The sequence below is a fragment of the Nocardioides sp. WJ219 genome (assembly GCF_058559815.1).
Map to the genome: position 1 here is coordinate 115,257 of NZ_JBZUJV010000011.1, position 14,447 is coordinate 129,703.

Here is a 14,447-nt window from a genome sequence, read left to right on the forward strand (position 1 = left end):
GGGATCCGTTGCCCAGCACCGCCACGCCGTTCAAGATCGCCGGTGTCGTCGCCGACCTCACCCGCGGCGGGATGCCGCTGCGCTTCACGGCCTACGACGGCAGCGCCGCCGGCCCGGAGGACGCCGAGATCGGTCTCGAGCTGGTCAACCAGCGCGGCCTGCAGTACCTGCTCACCGCCCCGGGCGACCTCGGCCTGGCCCGCGCCTACGTGGCCGGCGACCTGGTGATCCACGGCGCGCACCCGGGTGACCCCTACTCGGTGATGGAGAAGCTCAAGGACCACACGAAGTTCCGCGCCCCGTCGGCCACGGAGCTGGTCTCGATCGTGCGGGGCCTCGGGCTGACCAACCTCAAGCCGCCGCCCCCGCCGCCGCAGGAGCACCTGCCGCGCTGGCGCCGGCTGATGGAGGGGGTGCGCCACTCGCTGACCCGCGACGCCGAGGTGATCGCCCACCACTACGACGTCTCCAACGCCTTCTACCGCCACGTGCTCGGCCCCTCGATGGCCTACACCTGTGCGGTCTACCCCGACGCCGAGGCGTCGCTGGAGCAGGCCCAGACCGAGAAGTTCGACCTCGTCGCCCGCAAGCTCGACCTGCAGCCGGGCCAGCGGCTGCTCGACGTCGGCTGCGGCTGGGGCGGGATGGTGATCCACGCGGCCCGCGAGTACGGCGTCCGCGCGCTCGGCGTCACCCTGAGCCGTCAGCAGGCCGAGTGGGCCAAGAGCGCGATCGACGCCGAGGGCCTGGGCGACCTGGCCGAGGTGCGTCACCTCGACTACCGCGAGGTGCTGGAGTCCGACTTCGACGCGGTCTCCTCGATCGGGCTCACCGAGCACATCGGCGTCGCCAACTACCCGTCGTACTTCGGCTTCCTGCGCGACAAGCTCAAGCCGGAGGGCCGGCTGCTCAACCACTGCATCACCCGCCACGACAACCACCCGGCCCGCACCGGCGCGTTCATCGACCGCTACGTCTTCCCCGACGGCGAGCTCACCGGCTCGGGCCGGGTGATCAGCGAGGCGCAGGACGCCGGCCTGGAGGTGATGCACTCGGAGAACCTGCGGAGGCACTACGCGATGACCCTGCGCGACTGGAACCGCAACCTGGTCGAGCACTGGGACGAGTGCGTCGCGGAGGTCGGTCTCGGCACCGCGCGTGTCTGGGGCGTCTACATGGCCGCCTGCCGGGTCGGGTTCGAGCGCAACGAGGTGCAGCTGCACCAGGTGCTCGCGGTCCGCACCGGCGACGGCGGGTCCGACGGGTTCGCGCTGCGGCCGACGTGGGGGTCGTGAGCCGCACCACCACCACTACCCTCGGACGGTGAGCACCCGAGCCGCGACGTACGACGCCGACGTGCTGTCGCGCACTCGGCTCGCCGCTCACCTCCTCCGGCTCGAGCTCGGCGGGCCCGGTCTGTCCGGCTTCACCAGCACCGGCGTGCCCGACGAGTGGGTCGGGCTGGTGGCGCCCGGTCAGTTCCAGAGCCGCTACTACACCGTCCGGTCCTGGGACGGCGAGCGGCTGACCTTCGACGTCGTGGTCCACGACGTCGGGCTGGTCACCGAGTGGGCGGTCGGCGACTGCGTCGGCGACACCGTGACGGTGACCGAGCCGAAGGGGTCGTTCGCGATGCCCGAGGGCGCGCGCTGGCTGATGCTCGTCGGCGACCTGACCGCGCTGCCCGCGATGGCGCGGATCGGTGAGAGCGTCGACGTGCCGACCCGGGCCTGGGCCGAGGTGCCCGACGGACCGATGCCCGACTACCTGGGCGGCCTCGAGGTCGACTGGCTCGTCCAGCCCGGCGACGGGCAGAGCCGGCTGGCCGAGGTCGTCACCGACCTGGTGTGGCCCGAGGGCGAGGGCTACTTCTGGATGGCGGGGGAGTCGGCGCAGATGCGCGCGATCCGCAAGCACCTGATGCGCGAGCGCCGGCTGCCCAGCACGGCGTACGACGTGATGGGCTACTGGCGCGCGGTCGCCGGCCGGCAGCCGCGCTCGGTCGACCCCGGCCCCGTCTGGCGGGCCGGCAAGGCCGCCGGCAAGTCCGACGACCAGATCTGGGCCGACTTCGACGACGCCCAGGAGAGGGCCCAACCATGACCAGCACCCCCGAGCTGCCCGCGCACCGGAGCGGCTTCGCGTCGTTCGTCGGCCGCCCCAACGCCGGCAAGTCGACGCTGACCAACGCCCTGGTCGGCAGCAAGGTTGTGATCACCAGCTCCAAGCCGCAGACCACCCGCACCGTGGTGCGCGGCATCGTGCACCGGCCCGACGCCCAGCTGATCCTCGTCGACACCCCTGGCCTCCACCGCCCGCGCACGCTGCTGGGCGAGCGCCTCAACGACCTGGTCAAGACCACGCTGTCCGAGGTCGACGTCGTCGCGGTGTGCTTCCCGGCCAACGAGAAGATCGGCCCCGGCGACCGGTTCATCGTCAAGGAGATGGGCAAGGTCAAGCGCACCACCAAGGTCGCGATCGCCACCAAGACCGACCTGGCGACCCCCGAGCAGCTGGGCCGGCACCTGCTCGACATCGCGGCCCTCGGCACCGAGACCGGCACCGACTGGGCCGAGATCGTCCCGGTCTCCGCCCAGGCCGGCCACCAGGTCCAGCTGCTCGCGGACCTCCTCGTCGGGCTGCTCCCCGAGGGCCCGCAGCTCTACCCCGACGGCGACCTCAGCGACGCCCCGGAGGAGATCATCGTCGCCGAGCTGATCCGCGAGGCCGCGCTCGAGGGCGTGCGCGACGAGCTCCCGCACTCGATCGCCGTCGTGGTCGAGGAGATGAACCTGCGCGAGGACCGCCCCGCCGACAAGCCGCTCCTCGACATCCACGCCAACCTCTACGTCGAGCGCGACTCCCAGAAGGGGATCATGATCGGCCACAAGGGCTCGCGCCTGAGCGACGTCGGCCGACGTGCCCGCCTGCAGATCGAGGCCCTCCTCGGCACCCCGGTCTACCTCGACCTGCACGTCAAGATCGCCAAGGACTGGCAGCGCGACCCGCGCCAGCTGCGCAAGCTCGGCTTCTGAGCGTCGGAGCCGGGGAGGTCAGTCGGGTGCCCAGCACCTGAGGAACGTCTGGCCCGTCGCCCACTGCTCCGCGTCGGGTCCCTCGGAGGCCCACTCGTAGTCGAGCGGGTCGTCGGCGACCTCGGCGGCGGCGTCCTCGCACGGCACGCCGGCCTCCCGCACGGCCTCCGGCCCGGGGTAGCGGCCGGGCTCGAGCGGGATCACCGAGAACGCCCGCCACGAGTGCGGCGCGCTGCACGGGACGCGTTCGAAGTCAGGCGCGTCGGGGCTGGCGGACCCGCACATGCCGTAGCGGTCGCGGCCCTCGGGGGTGTCGAGGACGCCGGCCAGGGAGCCGCGCAGGGTCACCAGGTCGTCGGCACCGGCGAGGGCGACGAGGTCGCAGCGGTACCAGTCGGCCCCCGCGGCCGCCTGCTCGAGGCTGGGGGTGAACCACACGGCGCGCAGCATGCTCAGGCGCAGGTCCTCGACCGACCCGCCGACCACCTCGCCGAGTGCCGCCGGGCAGGTCTCGGCCACCTGGCGCTGCACGCGCGCGGAGTCGATGGCCAGCAGGTGCCCGGCGACGACGTTGTCGACGCGGCCCGCGGCGTAGGTCTGGGCGCTGTGCGGAGCCCGGCACGGCACCGGGTCCTCGCCGTTGGTCGGCGAGAGCACCTGCCGGTAGGACAGCCGGTAGCACGCGTCGGCGGGTGGCACCGGGACGGCCGTGGCCCGCGGGGGAGGCGTGGGGGTGACCTCCGCGGTCGGGGTGCCGGTGGGGTCGGGCGTGGGCTCGTCGTCGCCACCAGAGCACGCCGGGAGCAGGAGCGCGACGGCCAGGGCGAGCCCGGCGAGCGCCGTACGGCGGGGCCCGGCGTCAGTCACGGGTGCGGGCCCAGCACACCGACCGGCGGTTGCCGGCGTCCCACTCGGCCTCGTGGAACCAGGTGTAGCCGTAGTCGTACTGGGCCGGGTAGTTGAGGTAGGCGAGCACCGACCGCTTGCAGAAGTCGCGCGAGCGCACCTCCGACAGCCGGTCGCCGGGGTAGGGGTCCTTGGTCTCGCCGAGCTTGATGGTCGTCACCGCGCGCCAGTCGTGCGGCTGCGAGCACGGGATCTTGGTCGACTCGGCGACCGAGGGGCCCGAGACGCAGGCCATCCAGCGGTCCGGGGGACGCCCCTGCAGCAGTCCGCGGGCGGTCTCGGGCAGCGGCACGAGCGCCTTGCTCTGCTCGCCGCCGCCGACCACGTCGCACCGGTACCACCGCGCGCCGTCGTCCCACGCCTTCTCCGACGGCCGGAACCACGCCCAGCTCAGCACCGTGCGCATCGCCAGGCTCTCGTCGGCGCCGAGGAACTCCCGCAGCGCGTTGTTGCAGGTCTGGTAGGCGAACGCGCCGACCTCGGGGGAGTCGTACGCTGCGTCGTCGAGCTCGGGCGGCAGCTCGCCGACGGCGTACGTCTCGGCGGTGTGGCGCGCTCCGCAGTCGACCACCTTGCTGGCGTTGACCGGGGCGAGCACCTCGTCGAGGGTGAGCTGGCGGCAGGCGCCGAGCTCGGGCGCCTCGACCGCGTCGATCTGCTCGGGGTCGGCGCCCGGCGGTGTCGCCTGCTCGGGCTCGCTGCAGGCCGTCAGCAGGGCGAGGAGGGTCGCCAGCACGCCGACCGCCGACGCGATCCTGGCGCTGCGAGCCCGGGGTGCCACGAGGGGCGATGCTACCGGCGGGTGCGTGAGGCCCGCCTGGGACTAGGTGCTGAGCAGCGCCCCGAGCGTCCCGCCGAGCTCCTTGGCACGCTCGCGCTCGGCGGCGCCGACCTCGCCCAGCACCTCGACGACCGCGGCGGCCTGGGTCCACGGCAGCGCCTGCACGATCGACAGGACGCTGCGCACGGCACCCCCGGTGTCGTAGCGGCCGTGCACCCACAGCCCGAACGGTTTCCTCCCGCCGGCAACCGCCGCGCCGCTCCCGTCGTCACCCAGGGCGCCTCCGACCTCGAGGAAGACCGAGTCGAAGAAGTGCTTGAGCGCACCGCTCATGTAGCCGAAGTTCGCGGTCGTGCCCAGCAGGTAGCCGTCGGCGGCCCGGACGTCGTCGGCCGTCGCGTCCAGCGCCGCGCGGACCACGACCTCGACGTCCTCGATGGCGTCGTCGGTGGCACCCGCGACGACGGCGTCCGTCAGGGCCTGGACGAGCGGCGTCGGGGAGTGGTGGACGACGAGGAGTCGGGGCACGGCCGAACCCTAGGCGCCGACCCCCGCGCGGGCGGCACGGTCGGCCGGAGCCCGCGTCCCCGGCGCAACCCTGTCAGCGTGTCCGTGCTCGGCTGGGTCGACGGTTGGCAGATGCAGTGCTGCGGCGACCCGTTCGCCGTCGGTGACGGACGGTGGCCACGATCGGGATCTCTGTGTGGACGCTCGACGCGGGATCGCGGGGTGTGCCGCTGCTCGCTTCCTCCTGATGGTCAGTCCAGGCAGCTCAGAACACCGTGCACCGTGAAACCGGAACTTCGAAGGAAGTCGAGCCGGGCGACGCTCGACCCGTCTGCGCGCAGGACGAAAGCGTGCTTGCTGTCTTCGGGGATTCGGTAGGTGTGTCCGGTGAACGGCGAATCCCGCAACCATGCCTCGACGGCCTCTTCGCGCGTCGGGAGTCCGTCAGGCTGTTCCAGGAGGTATCCGCCGTCAGTCTCTGACATCTCGCCGCTGGGGCACGAGAGCCCGAGGTCGTTCGCAGGACTGACGGCCGCGGCGCTACCAGCATCTGTCGCGGGCTGGGCATCGTCCGAGCCAGACGGACTCGTTTCGCCGCACGCCGAGAGAAGCACGCCCACCAGGGCCGCCCGAACTAGGAGAGTGCCGCGCCGACCTTCAGTCACGTCGGAGTAGACGTGTCGAGCCCCGGACCCGGTTCCCAGTGTTCCTGTGCCGTTCGGGTGCACCCGACCATCGGCACGAGAGGGCTATCGGTGAAAACGGGCGGCCGTCTCGTCGGACAGGGCGGCGTCGACACGATCGCGCAGGCCAGCCCCAGGCCTCCTGGCCAGGAGCGGCCGTACATCGGCAGTAGCGCGCAGCTCGGGACGTGATCGGTCGGTTCGGACGGGCGCTGCCGTCCTAGCATCGGCCCATGTCTTCGCCGACCGGCGACACCACTCGCTACAAGTGGCACCTGAACTGGCTGTGGGGAGCCGTCCACGAGCTCCCAGCAGGTGTCCTCTACGGCGCAACCGCAGCGACGCCCGCCGAGTGCGACGAGATGATGACCGGCCTCGAGGAATTCGACCGGCTGTGCGCTCGGCTCGGACTGACGGACCACGAGGTCTTCATCGAGGGCTGCCGGTGGCACTTCGAGCACTACCCGCACTACCTCGGTCGCAGACACCACTTCATCGACCACGAGAGGTACGTTCGGGACCGACGAGGCCCGCTCACCGTCCCTCTGCCTACGACGCCCCTCGGCTGAGCATGGGAGCCGGTCTGGATGACGAGGCTACGACGGCGCCCGGACTCTGGGCTCCATCTGCGCGGCCGGCCGTGGGGCGTTAGAGTGGCTGCGTCATGACGATGCGCCGACTCCTCCTTCGCTGCCGCAGCGAGGCCCACGCCGACTAGGCCGCCGACCTCCTCGCTGCGGAGTGGTCACGTGCGCCGGCAGACCAGCCCACGATCAGGAGCAGCAGCCATGACCAGCACCTTCCACGAGCACAACCCGCAGCAGCCGAGCGGGATGCCGTACTCGCGCTACGAGCCGTTCATCCCCGTCGACCTCGCCGACCGCACCTGGCCCACCAAGCGCATCGAGAAGGCACCGCGCTGGTGCGCGGTCGACCTGCGCGACGGCAACCAGGCCCTCATCGACCCGATGTCGCCCGCCCGCAAGCTGACGATGTTCAAGCTGCTGGTGCAGATGGGCTACAAGGAGATCGAGGTCGGGTTCCCCAGCGCCAGCCAGACCGACTTCGACTTCGTCCGCCAGCTGATCGACGAGGACCTGATCCCCGACGACGTCGTCATCCAGGTGCTCACCCAGGCCCGTGAGGAGCTCATCGAGCGCACCTACGAGGCGATCCGGGGCGCCAAGCAGGCGATCGTCCACCTCTACAACTCCACCTCGACGCTGCAGCGCCGCGTGGTCTTCGGCCTCGACGAGGACGGCATCGCCGACATCGCCGTCCAGGGCGCCCGGCTGTGCAAGAAGTACGAGGAGGGCATCCCGGAGACCCAGGTCTTCTACGAGTACAGCCCCGAGTCCTACACCGGCACCGAGCTCGAGTTCGCGGTCCGCGTCTGCAACGAGGTGCTCGAGGTCTTCGAGCCCACCGCCGACAAGCCGGTGATCATCAACCTGCCGGCCACCGTCGAGATGGCCACGCCCAACGTCTACGCCGACTCGATCGAGTGGATGGACCGGCACCTCGCCCACCGCGAGCACGTCGTGCTGTCCCTGCACCCCCACAACGACCGCGGTACGGCGGTCGCGGCCGCCGAGCTCGGCTACCTCGCCGGCGCCGACCGGATCGAGGGCTGCCTGTTCGGCAACGGCGAGCGCACCGGCAACGTCTGCCTGGTCACCCTCGGCCTGAACCTGTTCACCCAGGGCATCGACCCCGAGATCGACTTCTCCGACATCGACGAGGTCCGCCGCACGGTCGAGTACTGCAACCAGCTGCCGGTCGCCGAGCGGCACCCCTACGGCGGCGACCTCGTCTACACGGCGTTCTCCGGCAGTCACCAGGACGCCATCAAGAAGGGCTTCGAGGCGCTCGAGCGCGACGCCGCCGCCGCGGGTCACCCCGTCGACCAGCACCCGTGGGCCGTCCCCTACCTGCCCATCGACCCCAAGGACGTCGGCCGCTCCTACGAGGCCGTGATCCGGGTCAACAGCCAGTCCGGCAAGGGTGGCGTGGCCTACATCCTCAAGACCGAGCACAAGCTCGACCTGCCCCGCCGCGCGCAGATCGAGTTCAGCCGCACTATCCAGCAGGTGACCGACAGCGAGGGCGGCGAGGTCACCCCCGCCGAGATCTGGGCGGCGTTCCGCGCCGAGTACCTCGACCGCGAGACGCCGCTCCGGCTCGACTCGGTGCACACCAGCTCGGCCGCCGGCGAGAAGGACGCGCTCACCGTCAACGTCTACGTCGACGGCGCGCTGCAGACGCTCGAGTCGGTCGGCAACGGCCCGATCGCCGCGTTCGTCAACGCGATCAACGCGCTGCCCCACGACCTCGACGTCCGCGTCCTCGACTACCACGAGCACGCGCTCAGCGAGGGCGGCGACGCCCTCGCGGCGGCGTACGTCGAGTGCGCCGTCGGCGACCAGGTGCTGTGGGGCGTCGGGCTCGACCACAACATCGTCACCGCCTCGCTGCGGGCGGTGCTCAGCGCGGTCAACCGGGCTGCGCGCTGACCGACAGGACTGCGTACGCCGGCAGGCCATCGCTTGCACGGGCCACGTCGACGGCGACGCGCTCGCGTAATCTTCGAGAATGGTGGTGACTGAGCGGATCGGGCAGTTCTTCCTCGACAACGGGGCCGGTCGCGACCGCCTGGAGTACACCGAGTACGGCGGCGGCGAGGCCTGGGTCGTCCTGCTGCACGGCCAGCTGATGCCGCGCCGGATGCATCAGCCGCTGGCCCGGGCGCTCGCCGCCGAGGGGCTCCACGTCGTCACGCTCGACCTGCTCGGGCACGGTCGCTCCGACCGGCCGGCGGACCCGCTGGCCTACTCCACGACCGCGTTCGGCGAGCAGGTCGTCGCGCTGCTCGACCACCTCGGGGCCGACCAGGCGGTCATCGGCGGCACGTCGCTGGGCGCCAACGTCTCGCTCGAGGTCGCGGCGCTGGCGCCCGAGCGGGTGCGCGGGCTCGTCCTGGAGATGCCGGTGCTCGACAACGCGGTGACAGCCGGGATCGTGGCGTTCGCCCCGCTGCTGTTCGCGGCCCGGTTCCTGCCCTTCACCGTCAACGGCGTACGCCGCGTCACCCGCCTGGTGCCGCGGGGCGTCGTGCCGTTCTGGGCCGGCATCGCGCTGGACACCTGCAACCAGCGCGCCGACTCGATGGCCGCCGTGGTGCACGGGTTGTTCTTCGGCCGGGTCGCGCCGCCGTCGCGCACGCGCCGCGCGATGACCGTGCCGGCGCTCGTGGTGGGGCACCCGTCCGACCCGATCCACCCCGCCGCCGACGCCGCGATGCTGGCCGAGGAGATGCCCGGGGCGACGTTCGTGCGCGCCCGCAGCATCCTCGAGTGGCGGGTCGCGCCCGAGCGGCTCGACCGCGCTGCGGCCGAGTTCGCCCTCGACTGCTGGACGCCCCAGGGCGTGCGGGACGCCCGGGACACGACCGCCTGACCAGACGCCTGATCAGACGCCAGGTCGGACACCTGGCCCCGGCACGTCACCCGGTCGGAGAGGGTGCCGGGTGGCACGATGGGCGGGTGCCTCTCTACCGCGACGAGGCGGTCGTGCTGCGCACCCACAAGCTGGGGGAGGCCGACCGCATCATCACCCTGCTGACCCGCCACCACGGGCGGGTCCGGGCGGTCGCCAAGGGCGTGCGGCGGACGACGTCGAAGTTCGGCTCGCGGCTCGAGCCGTTCACCCACGTCGACCTCCAGCTCGCCGAGGGACGCACCTTCGACATCGTCACCCAGGCCGAGACGCGGTCGCTGTTCCACGCCGGCCTCGGCACCGACTACGACCGCTACACCTCCGGCACGGTGATGCTCGAGACCGCCGAGCGGCTCGTCACCGAGGAGAAGGAACCCTCGCTGCAGCAGTTCCTCCTGCTCGTCGGCGGCCTGCGCGCCCTCACCGCGCCCGACCGGCGTCCGCTGCAGGTCCTCGACTCCTACCTGCTCCGCTCGCTCGCCGTGGCCGGCTACGCGCCGTCGTTCGAGCACTGCGCCCACTGCGGCCTCGAGGGCCCGCACCGGTGGTTCAACCCCTCGATGGGTGGCGTGCTGTGCTCCACCTGCCGGCTGCCCGGCTCGGCCTCCCCGGCCCCCGAGACCCTCCTCGTCCTCGGCGCCCTGCTCTGCGGCGACTGGGACGTCGTCCACGCCGCCGCCGACCGGCACCTGCGCGAGGCCAGCGGCCTGGTCGCCGCGTTCCTCACCTGGCACCTCGAGCGGCAGCTGCGCTCGTGGGAGCACGTCGAGCGGTGACCGGGCGGTTCCCTAGAGTGAGCGCGTGAAGCGCGCTGTCCGGCCTCCCACGCCGCACCCGTCGGGGGCTCGGCCCCCGGCGATCCCGAAGGACCTGGTGCCCCGGCACGTGGCCATCGTGATGGACGGCAACGGGCGGTGGGCCAAGGACCGCGGGTTGCCGCGCACCAAGGGCCACGAGGCGGGGGAGTCCTCGCTGTTCGACGTCGTCGAGGGCGCCATCGAGATCGGCGTCAAGGCGGTCTCGGCGTACGCGTTCTCCACCGAGAACTGGACCCGTTCGCCGGACGAGGTGAAGTTCCTGATGGGCTTCAACCGCGACGTGATCCGCCGGCGCCGCGACGAGATGCACGAGCTCGGGGTGCGGGTGCGGTGGGCCGGGCGGGCGCCGCGGCTGTGGCGGTCGGTGATCAAGGAGCTGCAGGTCGCCGAGGAGCTGACCCGCGACAACGACGTCCTCACCCTCACGATGTGCGTCAACTACGGCGGCCGCGCCGAGCTCGCCGACGCGGCGCGGTCGATCGCCCAGGAGGTCGCGGCCGGCCGGCTCAACCCCGACCGCATCGACGAGCGGACCTTTGCCAAGCACCTCTACGTGCCGGAGCAGGCCGAGGCCGACCTGGTCTGGCGCACCTCCGGCGAGCAGCGGCTCTCCAACTTCGTGCTCTGGCAGGCGGCGTACGCCGAGATGGTCTTCACCGACATCCTGTGGCCCGACGTCGACCGCCTCGCGCTCTGGCGGGCGATCGAGATATACGCCGAGCGCGACCGGCGCTACGGGCGGGCCTGAGGCGGCTCAGCCGGCGGCGTTGCGCAGCAGCCAGGCGTCGACGACCTGGCCGGTGTCGGGCTCGGCGTGCTCGACGTCCTGCGAGGTGATGGTCTCCTCGAGCCGGACCGGCTCGGGCAGGGTGTCGAAGCGGCTCATGGGCCGAGGGTACGCCGCCGGCGGCACGCGGCACAGGTCCCGAAGACCTCCAGGGTGTGGCTGACGTCGACGAAGCCGTGCTCGCTCGCCACGGCCTGCGTCCAGCGCTCCACCGCCGGCCCCTCGACCTCCTCGGTGGCGCCGCACGAGCGGCAGACCAGGTGGTGGTGGTGGGTGTCGGAGCAGCGCCGGTAGGTCACCTCGCCGCCCTCGGCGCGTAGGACGTCGACCTCGCCGGCGTCGGCCATCCGCTGCAGCGTGCGGTAGACGGTGGCCAGGGCCACCGGCTCGCCGTCGCGCTCGATCAGGGCGTGGATCTCCTGGGCGGACCGGAAGCAGACGTCGGAGTCGAGCGCGCGAGCGACGGCCGCCTGCTGCCGGGTGCGTCCGTTGCCCGGCCTGCTCGTCGACGGCGTCGATTCCTGGTCGGTCATGCGCCGCGCACCATCGCGATCAACGGTGAGCAGGGCTGGCGGACGACCCCGCGCGGCAGCGCGGCGCCCGCGCGTGGCGTCGCCGCTGCGGCGGTGACCCCCGCCCTCGGCGGGGCGGCGACGACGCGGGTACCGGGCGACGCGCTCGCGCCGTGCCAACTAGTGTTCGTCATAGTGCTCGCCGTGTTGCGCGTGGCGGTGGCCGTCGTGGACGTAGTCGACGTGGTCGTCGTGGGGCACGGCGAGGTGGCCACAGGTGGGGCCGTGGTCGTGGTCGTGCTCGCCGTGGTCGTGGCTCACCTCGTGGGCGGGCGGTTCGTCGGCGAACGGCTCCCGCAGCCGGGTGCGGTGCCGGAGCCAGAGCCCGACCGGCCAGGTGACGACGAACATCGCCAGGGCCAGCAGCACGATCGTCGGACCCGGTGACAGGTCGGCACGGTAGGAGCCGAACGCGGCGACGACCAGGCCGCCGACGGAGGCGACGACGCCGACCACCATCGCGCCGGACAGGGTGGTCCGGAACGACCGGCTCAGCTGCTGCGACGTCGCCACCGGCACCACCATCAGCGCCGAGACGAGCAGCAGTCCGACGGTGCGCATCGCCACGGTCACGGTGACGGCGGCCAGCACCGCCACGAGCATGTTGTAGACGCGGACGTCGAGCCCCGCGACCCGGGCGAACTCCCGGTCGTGGGAGACCGCGAACAGCTGGGGCGACAGCCCGATGCAGACCGCGACGACCACCGAGGCCAGCACCATCGTGGTGATCACGTCGCCCACCGAGATGGTGAGCAGGGAGCCGAACAGGTACTCCTGCAGCCGGGTGGCCGGTTCGCCGCCGATCCCGGTGAGCAGCACGCCGCCGGCCAGGCCGCCGTAGAACAGCAGCGCCAGGGCGACGTCGCCGTTGGTGTTGCCGCGCTCGCGCACCACCTCGATCGCGATCGCGCCGGCGGTGGCCACCAGGACGGCGGTCCAGGTGGGCGACCACCCGGTGAGCAGGCCGATCGCGACGCCGGTGACGGCGACGTGGCCGATGCCGTCGCCCATCAGGGCGAGCCGCCGCTGGACCAGGTAGGTGCCGATCGCGGGCGCCGCGAGGCCGGTGAACAGCGCGGCCAGCAGGGCCCGCTGCATGAACGGGAGGCTGAACAGCTCGGCGGGGCTCATCGGCCGGGCCTGTCGAGCGGCGAGGCGACCCGCAGCGCGTGCGACCGCGGCGCGGCCGGGCCCTGGTGGGGGTGGTGGTGGTCGTGGGCGCTCAGGTCGGTGTCGCGCAGCGGGCCGTCGTACTCGACCCGGCCGTCGCGCATCACCACGGTCCGGTCGACGAGGGGAGCGATCGGCCCCAGCTCGTGGGCGACCAGGACGACGGTCGCGCCGCGCTCGTGCAGCCGGCGCAGCGCGTCGGCGAGCGCGAGCTGGTTGGCGGCGTCGACGCCGGCGGTCGGCTCGTCGAGGAAGAACAGCTCCGGCTCGCCGGCGAGAGCCCGGGCGATCAGCACCCGCTGCTGCTGGCCTCCCGAGAGGGTGCTGACGCTGTCGCCGGCGCGGTCGGTCAGCCCCACCAGGTCGAGCGCGTCGTCGATCGCGCGGCGGTCGGCGGCGCCCAGCGGCCGCAGCAGCCGGCGGCGGGGGAGCCGGCCCGCGGCCACGGTCTCGCGCACCGACGCCGGTACGCCGGACTCAGCGGTGCTGCGCTGCGGGACGAACCCGATCCGACGCCAGTCGCGGAACGAGTCGAGGGACGTGCCGAACAGCGAGACCCGGCCACTGCTCAGCGGGCGCAGCCCGGTGAGGGCGCGCACGAGCGTGGACTTGCCCGACCCGTTGGGCCCGAGCAGGGCGACGAACTCGCCGGCGGCCACGGTCAGGTCGACGCAGCGGAGCACCGGACGACCCCCGATCGCCACGGAGCCGTCGGTGAGCTCGACGGGGTTCACGAGCATCCGTTGGCCTCCCGCAGGGCGTCGAGGTTGGCCCGCATCAAGGAGAAGTAGTCCTCGTCGGTGGTCTCGTCGGTCAGGCCCTCGATCGGGTCGAGCACCGCGGTCCGCGCGCCGGTGTCGCGGGCCAGGGAGTCGGTGAACGCCGGGCTCGCCAGCCGCTCGCTGAAGACGGTGGTGATGCCGGTCTCGCGGATCAGCTCCTGCAGGTCGGCGATCCCGGCGACGGTCGGCTCGGCGTCGGGGGACAGGCCGGCCACCGGCGCCACCTCCACGCCGTACTCGGCGAGGTAGCCGAACGCGTCGTGGGAGACGACGATCGTCGTCCGCTCGCACTCGGCCAGGCCGTCGGTGTACGCCGCGTCGAGGGAGTCGAGGTCGGCCCGCAGCTCGGCGGCGTTGTCGGCGAAGTCGTCGGCGTGGTCGGGCTCGAGCTCGGCCAGGGCGTCCGCGACGGCGTCGCCGAGGTCGGCCATCCGGTGCGGGTCGAGCCAGAAGTGCGGGTCGAGGTCGCCCTCGTGGTCGTGCCCGTCGTCCTCGTGGTGGGGCTCCTCGTGGCCCTCCTCCTCGTGGCCCTCCTCCTCGTGGTGGGGCTCCTCGTGCTCGGCGAAGGGCACCAGCCCGACGACCTCGGCCGCGTCGAGGACCTCGCCGGTGGCGTTCTGGGCCACCGACTCGTCGATGGCCGGCTGGAAGCCCGCCTCGTGGACCACGAGGTCGGCGGCCGCGATGGTGGCGGTCTCGCGGATGGTCAGCTCGAGGTCGTGCGACTCCTGGCCGGGGGCGGTGAGGTTGTCGACCTCGGCGTGCTCGCCGGCGACCCGCTCGGTGACGTAGGCGAGCGGGTAGAACGCCGCCGCGACCTGGGTCTCGGTCGTGTCGTCGCCGAAGGCGGCGCAGCCCGAGGTGGCCGCGAGGAGTGCGGCCAGGGCAGCAAGTCGTCGCATGAGAACCAT

At 72.6% G+C, this 14,447-nt stretch carries 17 protein-coding genes; 9 read left to right on the top strand and 8 right to left on the bottom strand.

The genetic code is table 11. The annotated features are described in order from the left end of the window. Nucleotides 1–8: 8 nt before the first annotated feature. The 3 genes from AC4MBH_RS21185 to era are packed head-to-tail and all read left to right on the top strand — an operon-like array spanning nucleotide 9 to nucleotide 3,035. Nucleotides 9–1,295 (top strand): class I SAM-dependent methyltransferase, encoded by a 1,287-nt coding sequence (locus AC4MBH_RS21185; protein WP_491797390.1) that lies wholly within the window; start codon nucleotides 9–11, stop codon nucleotides 1,293–1,295. A 28-nt stretch (nucleotides 1,296–1,323) separates the two neighbouring features. Beyond that, entirely contained in the window at nucleotides 1,324–2,103 is a 780-nt protein-coding gene (locus tag AC4MBH_RS21190) for a siderophore-interacting protein (RefSeq protein WP_491797391.1), read from the top strand. Continuing rightward, on the top strand, nucleotides 2,100–3,035 hold the full coding sequence (gene era / locus AC4MBH_RS21195; RefSeq protein WP_491797392.1) for a GTPase Era: 936 nt from the start codon (nucleotides 2,100–2,102) through the stop codon (nucleotides 3,033–3,035). The genes AC4MBH_RS21190 and era overlap by 4 nt, the downstream gene beginning before the upstream one ends. A gap of 18 nt (nucleotides 3,036–3,053) precedes the next feature. Here era and AC4MBH_RS21200 read toward each other — a convergent pair whose 3' ends face one another. The 3 genes from AC4MBH_RS21200 to AC4MBH_RS21210 are packed head-to-tail and all read right to left on the bottom strand — an operon-like array spanning nucleotide 3,054 to nucleotide 5,250. Further along, nucleotides 3,054–3,902, bottom strand: a complete 849-nt coding sequence (locus tag AC4MBH_RS21200; protein WP_491797393.1) for a septum formation family protein — start codon at nucleotides 3,900–3,902, stop codon at nucleotides 3,054–3,056. Next, nucleotides 3,895–4,722 (bottom strand): septum formation family protein, encoded by an 828-nt coding sequence (locus AC4MBH_RS21205; protein ID WP_491797394.1) that lies wholly within the window; start codon nucleotides 4,720–4,722, stop codon nucleotides 3,895–3,897. The genes AC4MBH_RS21200 and AC4MBH_RS21205 overlap by 8 nt, the downstream gene beginning before the upstream one ends. Nucleotides 4,723–4,764: 42 nt before the next feature. Next, nucleotides 4,765–5,250, bottom strand: a complete 486-nt coding sequence (locus AC4MBH_RS21210; RefSeq protein WP_491797395.1) for a flavodoxin family protein — start codon at nucleotides 5,248–5,250, stop codon at nucleotides 4,765–4,767. Nucleotides 5,251–5,334: 84 nt separating this feature from the next. Between AC4MBH_RS21210 and AC4MBH_RS21215 the strand changes: the two genes are divergently transcribed. The 6 genes from AC4MBH_RS21215 to AC4MBH_RS21240 all read left to right on the top strand — a co-directional run bounded on the left by AC4MBH_RS21215 (nucleotide 5,335) and on the right by AC4MBH_RS21240 (nucleotide 10,973). Further along, the gene (locus tag AC4MBH_RS21215; protein WP_491797500.1) at nucleotides 5,335–5,607 is read left to right on the top strand and encodes a DUF6578 domain-containing protein; all 273 of its coding nucleotides are present in this window, start codon (nucleotides 5,335–5,337) and stop codon (nucleotides 5,605–5,607) included. A 538-nt stretch (nucleotides 5,608–6,145) separates the two neighbouring features. Then, nucleotides 6,146–6,481, top strand: a complete 336-nt coding sequence (locus AC4MBH_RS21220) for a hypothetical protein (protein WP_491797396.1) — start codon at nucleotides 6,146–6,148, stop codon at nucleotides 6,479–6,481. Nucleotides 6,482–6,700: 219 nt separating this feature from the next. Continuing rightward, entirely contained in the window at nucleotides 6,701–8,425 is a 1,725-nt protein-coding gene (gene leuA / locus AC4MBH_RS21225) for a 2-isopropylmalate synthase (RefSeq protein WP_491797397.1), read from the top strand. Nucleotides 8,426–8,510: 85 nt separating this feature from the next. After that, nucleotides 8,511–9,368 carry an alpha/beta fold hydrolase gene (locus AC4MBH_RS21230; RefSeq protein ID WP_491797398.1) on the top strand — a complete coding sequence of 286 codons (858 nt, stop codon included), beginning with the start codon at nucleotides 8,511–8,513 and terminating at the stop codon, nucleotides 9,366–9,368. Nucleotides 9,369–9,454: 86 nt separating this feature from the next. Next, nucleotides 9,455–10,183, top strand: coding sequence for a DNA repair protein RecO (gene recO, locus AC4MBH_RS21235; RefSeq protein ID WP_491797399.1), 729 nt, complete (start codon nucleotides 9,455–9,457; stop codon nucleotides 10,181–10,183). Nucleotides 10,184–10,208: 25 nt separating this feature from the next. Next, nucleotides 10,209–10,973, top strand: coding sequence for an isoprenyl transferase (locus tag AC4MBH_RS21240; protein ID WP_491797400.1), 765 nt, complete (start codon nucleotides 10,209–10,211; stop codon nucleotides 10,971–10,973). Between the two features lie 6 nt (nucleotides 10,974–10,979). On the opposite strand, the gene AC4MBH_RS21245 is transcribed toward AC4MBH_RS21240, so the two are convergent. From AC4MBH_RS21245 to AC4MBH_RS21265, 5 genes are all read right to left on the bottom strand, one after another. Next, nucleotides 10,980–11,111, bottom strand: coding sequence for a hypothetical protein (locus tag AC4MBH_RS21245; protein WP_491797401.1), 132 nt, complete (start codon nucleotides 11,109–11,111; stop codon nucleotides 10,980–10,982). Beyond that, the gene (locus AC4MBH_RS21250; protein WP_491797402.1) at nucleotides 11,108–11,545 is read right to left on the bottom strand and encodes a Fur family transcriptional regulator; all 438 of its coding nucleotides are present in this window, start codon (nucleotides 11,543–11,545) and stop codon (nucleotides 11,108–11,110) included. Before AC4MBH_RS21250 ends, AC4MBH_RS21245 begins: the two co-directional genes overlap by 4 nt. Nucleotides 11,546–11,704: 159 nt before the next feature. Further along, nucleotides 11,705–12,715 (bottom strand): metal ABC transporter permease, encoded by a 1,011-nt coding sequence (locus tag AC4MBH_RS21255; protein ID WP_491797403.1) that lies wholly within the window; start codon nucleotides 12,713–12,715, stop codon nucleotides 11,705–11,707. Beyond that, nucleotides 12,712–13,494, bottom strand: coding sequence for a metal ABC transporter ATP-binding protein (locus tag AC4MBH_RS21260; protein ID WP_491797404.1), 783 nt, complete (start codon nucleotides 13,492–13,494; stop codon nucleotides 12,712–12,714). The genes AC4MBH_RS21255 and AC4MBH_RS21260 overlap by 4 nt, the downstream gene beginning before the upstream one ends. Further along, entirely contained in the window at nucleotides 13,485–14,438 is a 954-nt protein-coding gene (locus AC4MBH_RS21265; RefSeq protein WP_491797405.1) for a metal ABC transporter substrate-binding protein, read from the bottom strand. Before AC4MBH_RS21265 ends, AC4MBH_RS21260 begins: the two co-directional genes overlap by 10 nt. Nucleotides 14,439–14,447 lie beyond the last annotated feature (9 nt).

Excerpts from the sequence above, each read along its gene's own strand:
- AC4MBH_RS21245 (WP_491797401.1), bottom strand. The coding sequence starts at position 11,111 with ATGAGCCGCTTCGACACCCTGCCCGAGCCGGTCCGGCTCGAGGAGACC.
- AC4MBH_RS21220 (WP_491797396.1), top strand. The coding sequence starts at position 6,146 with ATGTCTTCGCCGACCGGCGACACCACTCGCTACAAGTGGCACCTGAAC.
- era (WP_491797392.1), top strand. The coding sequence starts at position 2,100 with ATGACCAGCACCCCCGAGCTGCCCGCGCACCGGAGCGGCTTCGCGTCG.
- AC4MBH_RS21265 (WP_491797405.1), bottom strand. The coding sequence starts at position 14,438 with ATGCGACGACTTGCTGCCCTGGCCGCACTCCTCGCGGCCACCTCGGGC.
- AC4MBH_RS21255 (WP_491797403.1), bottom strand. The coding sequence starts at position 12,715 with ATGAGCCCCGCCGAGCTGTTCAGCCTCCCGTTCATGCAGCGGGCCCTG.
- leuA (WP_491797397.1), top strand. The coding sequence starts at position 6,701 with ATGACCAGCACCTTCCACGAGCACAACCCGCAGCAGCCGAGCGGGATG.
- AC4MBH_RS21260 (WP_491797404.1), bottom strand. The coding sequence starts at position 13,494 with ATGCTCGTGAACCCCGTCGAGCTCACCGACGGCTCCGTGGCGATCGGG.
- AC4MBH_RS21250 (WP_491797402.1), bottom strand. The coding sequence starts at position 11,545 with ATGACCGACCAGGAATCGACGCCGTCGACGAGCAGGCCGGGCAACGGA.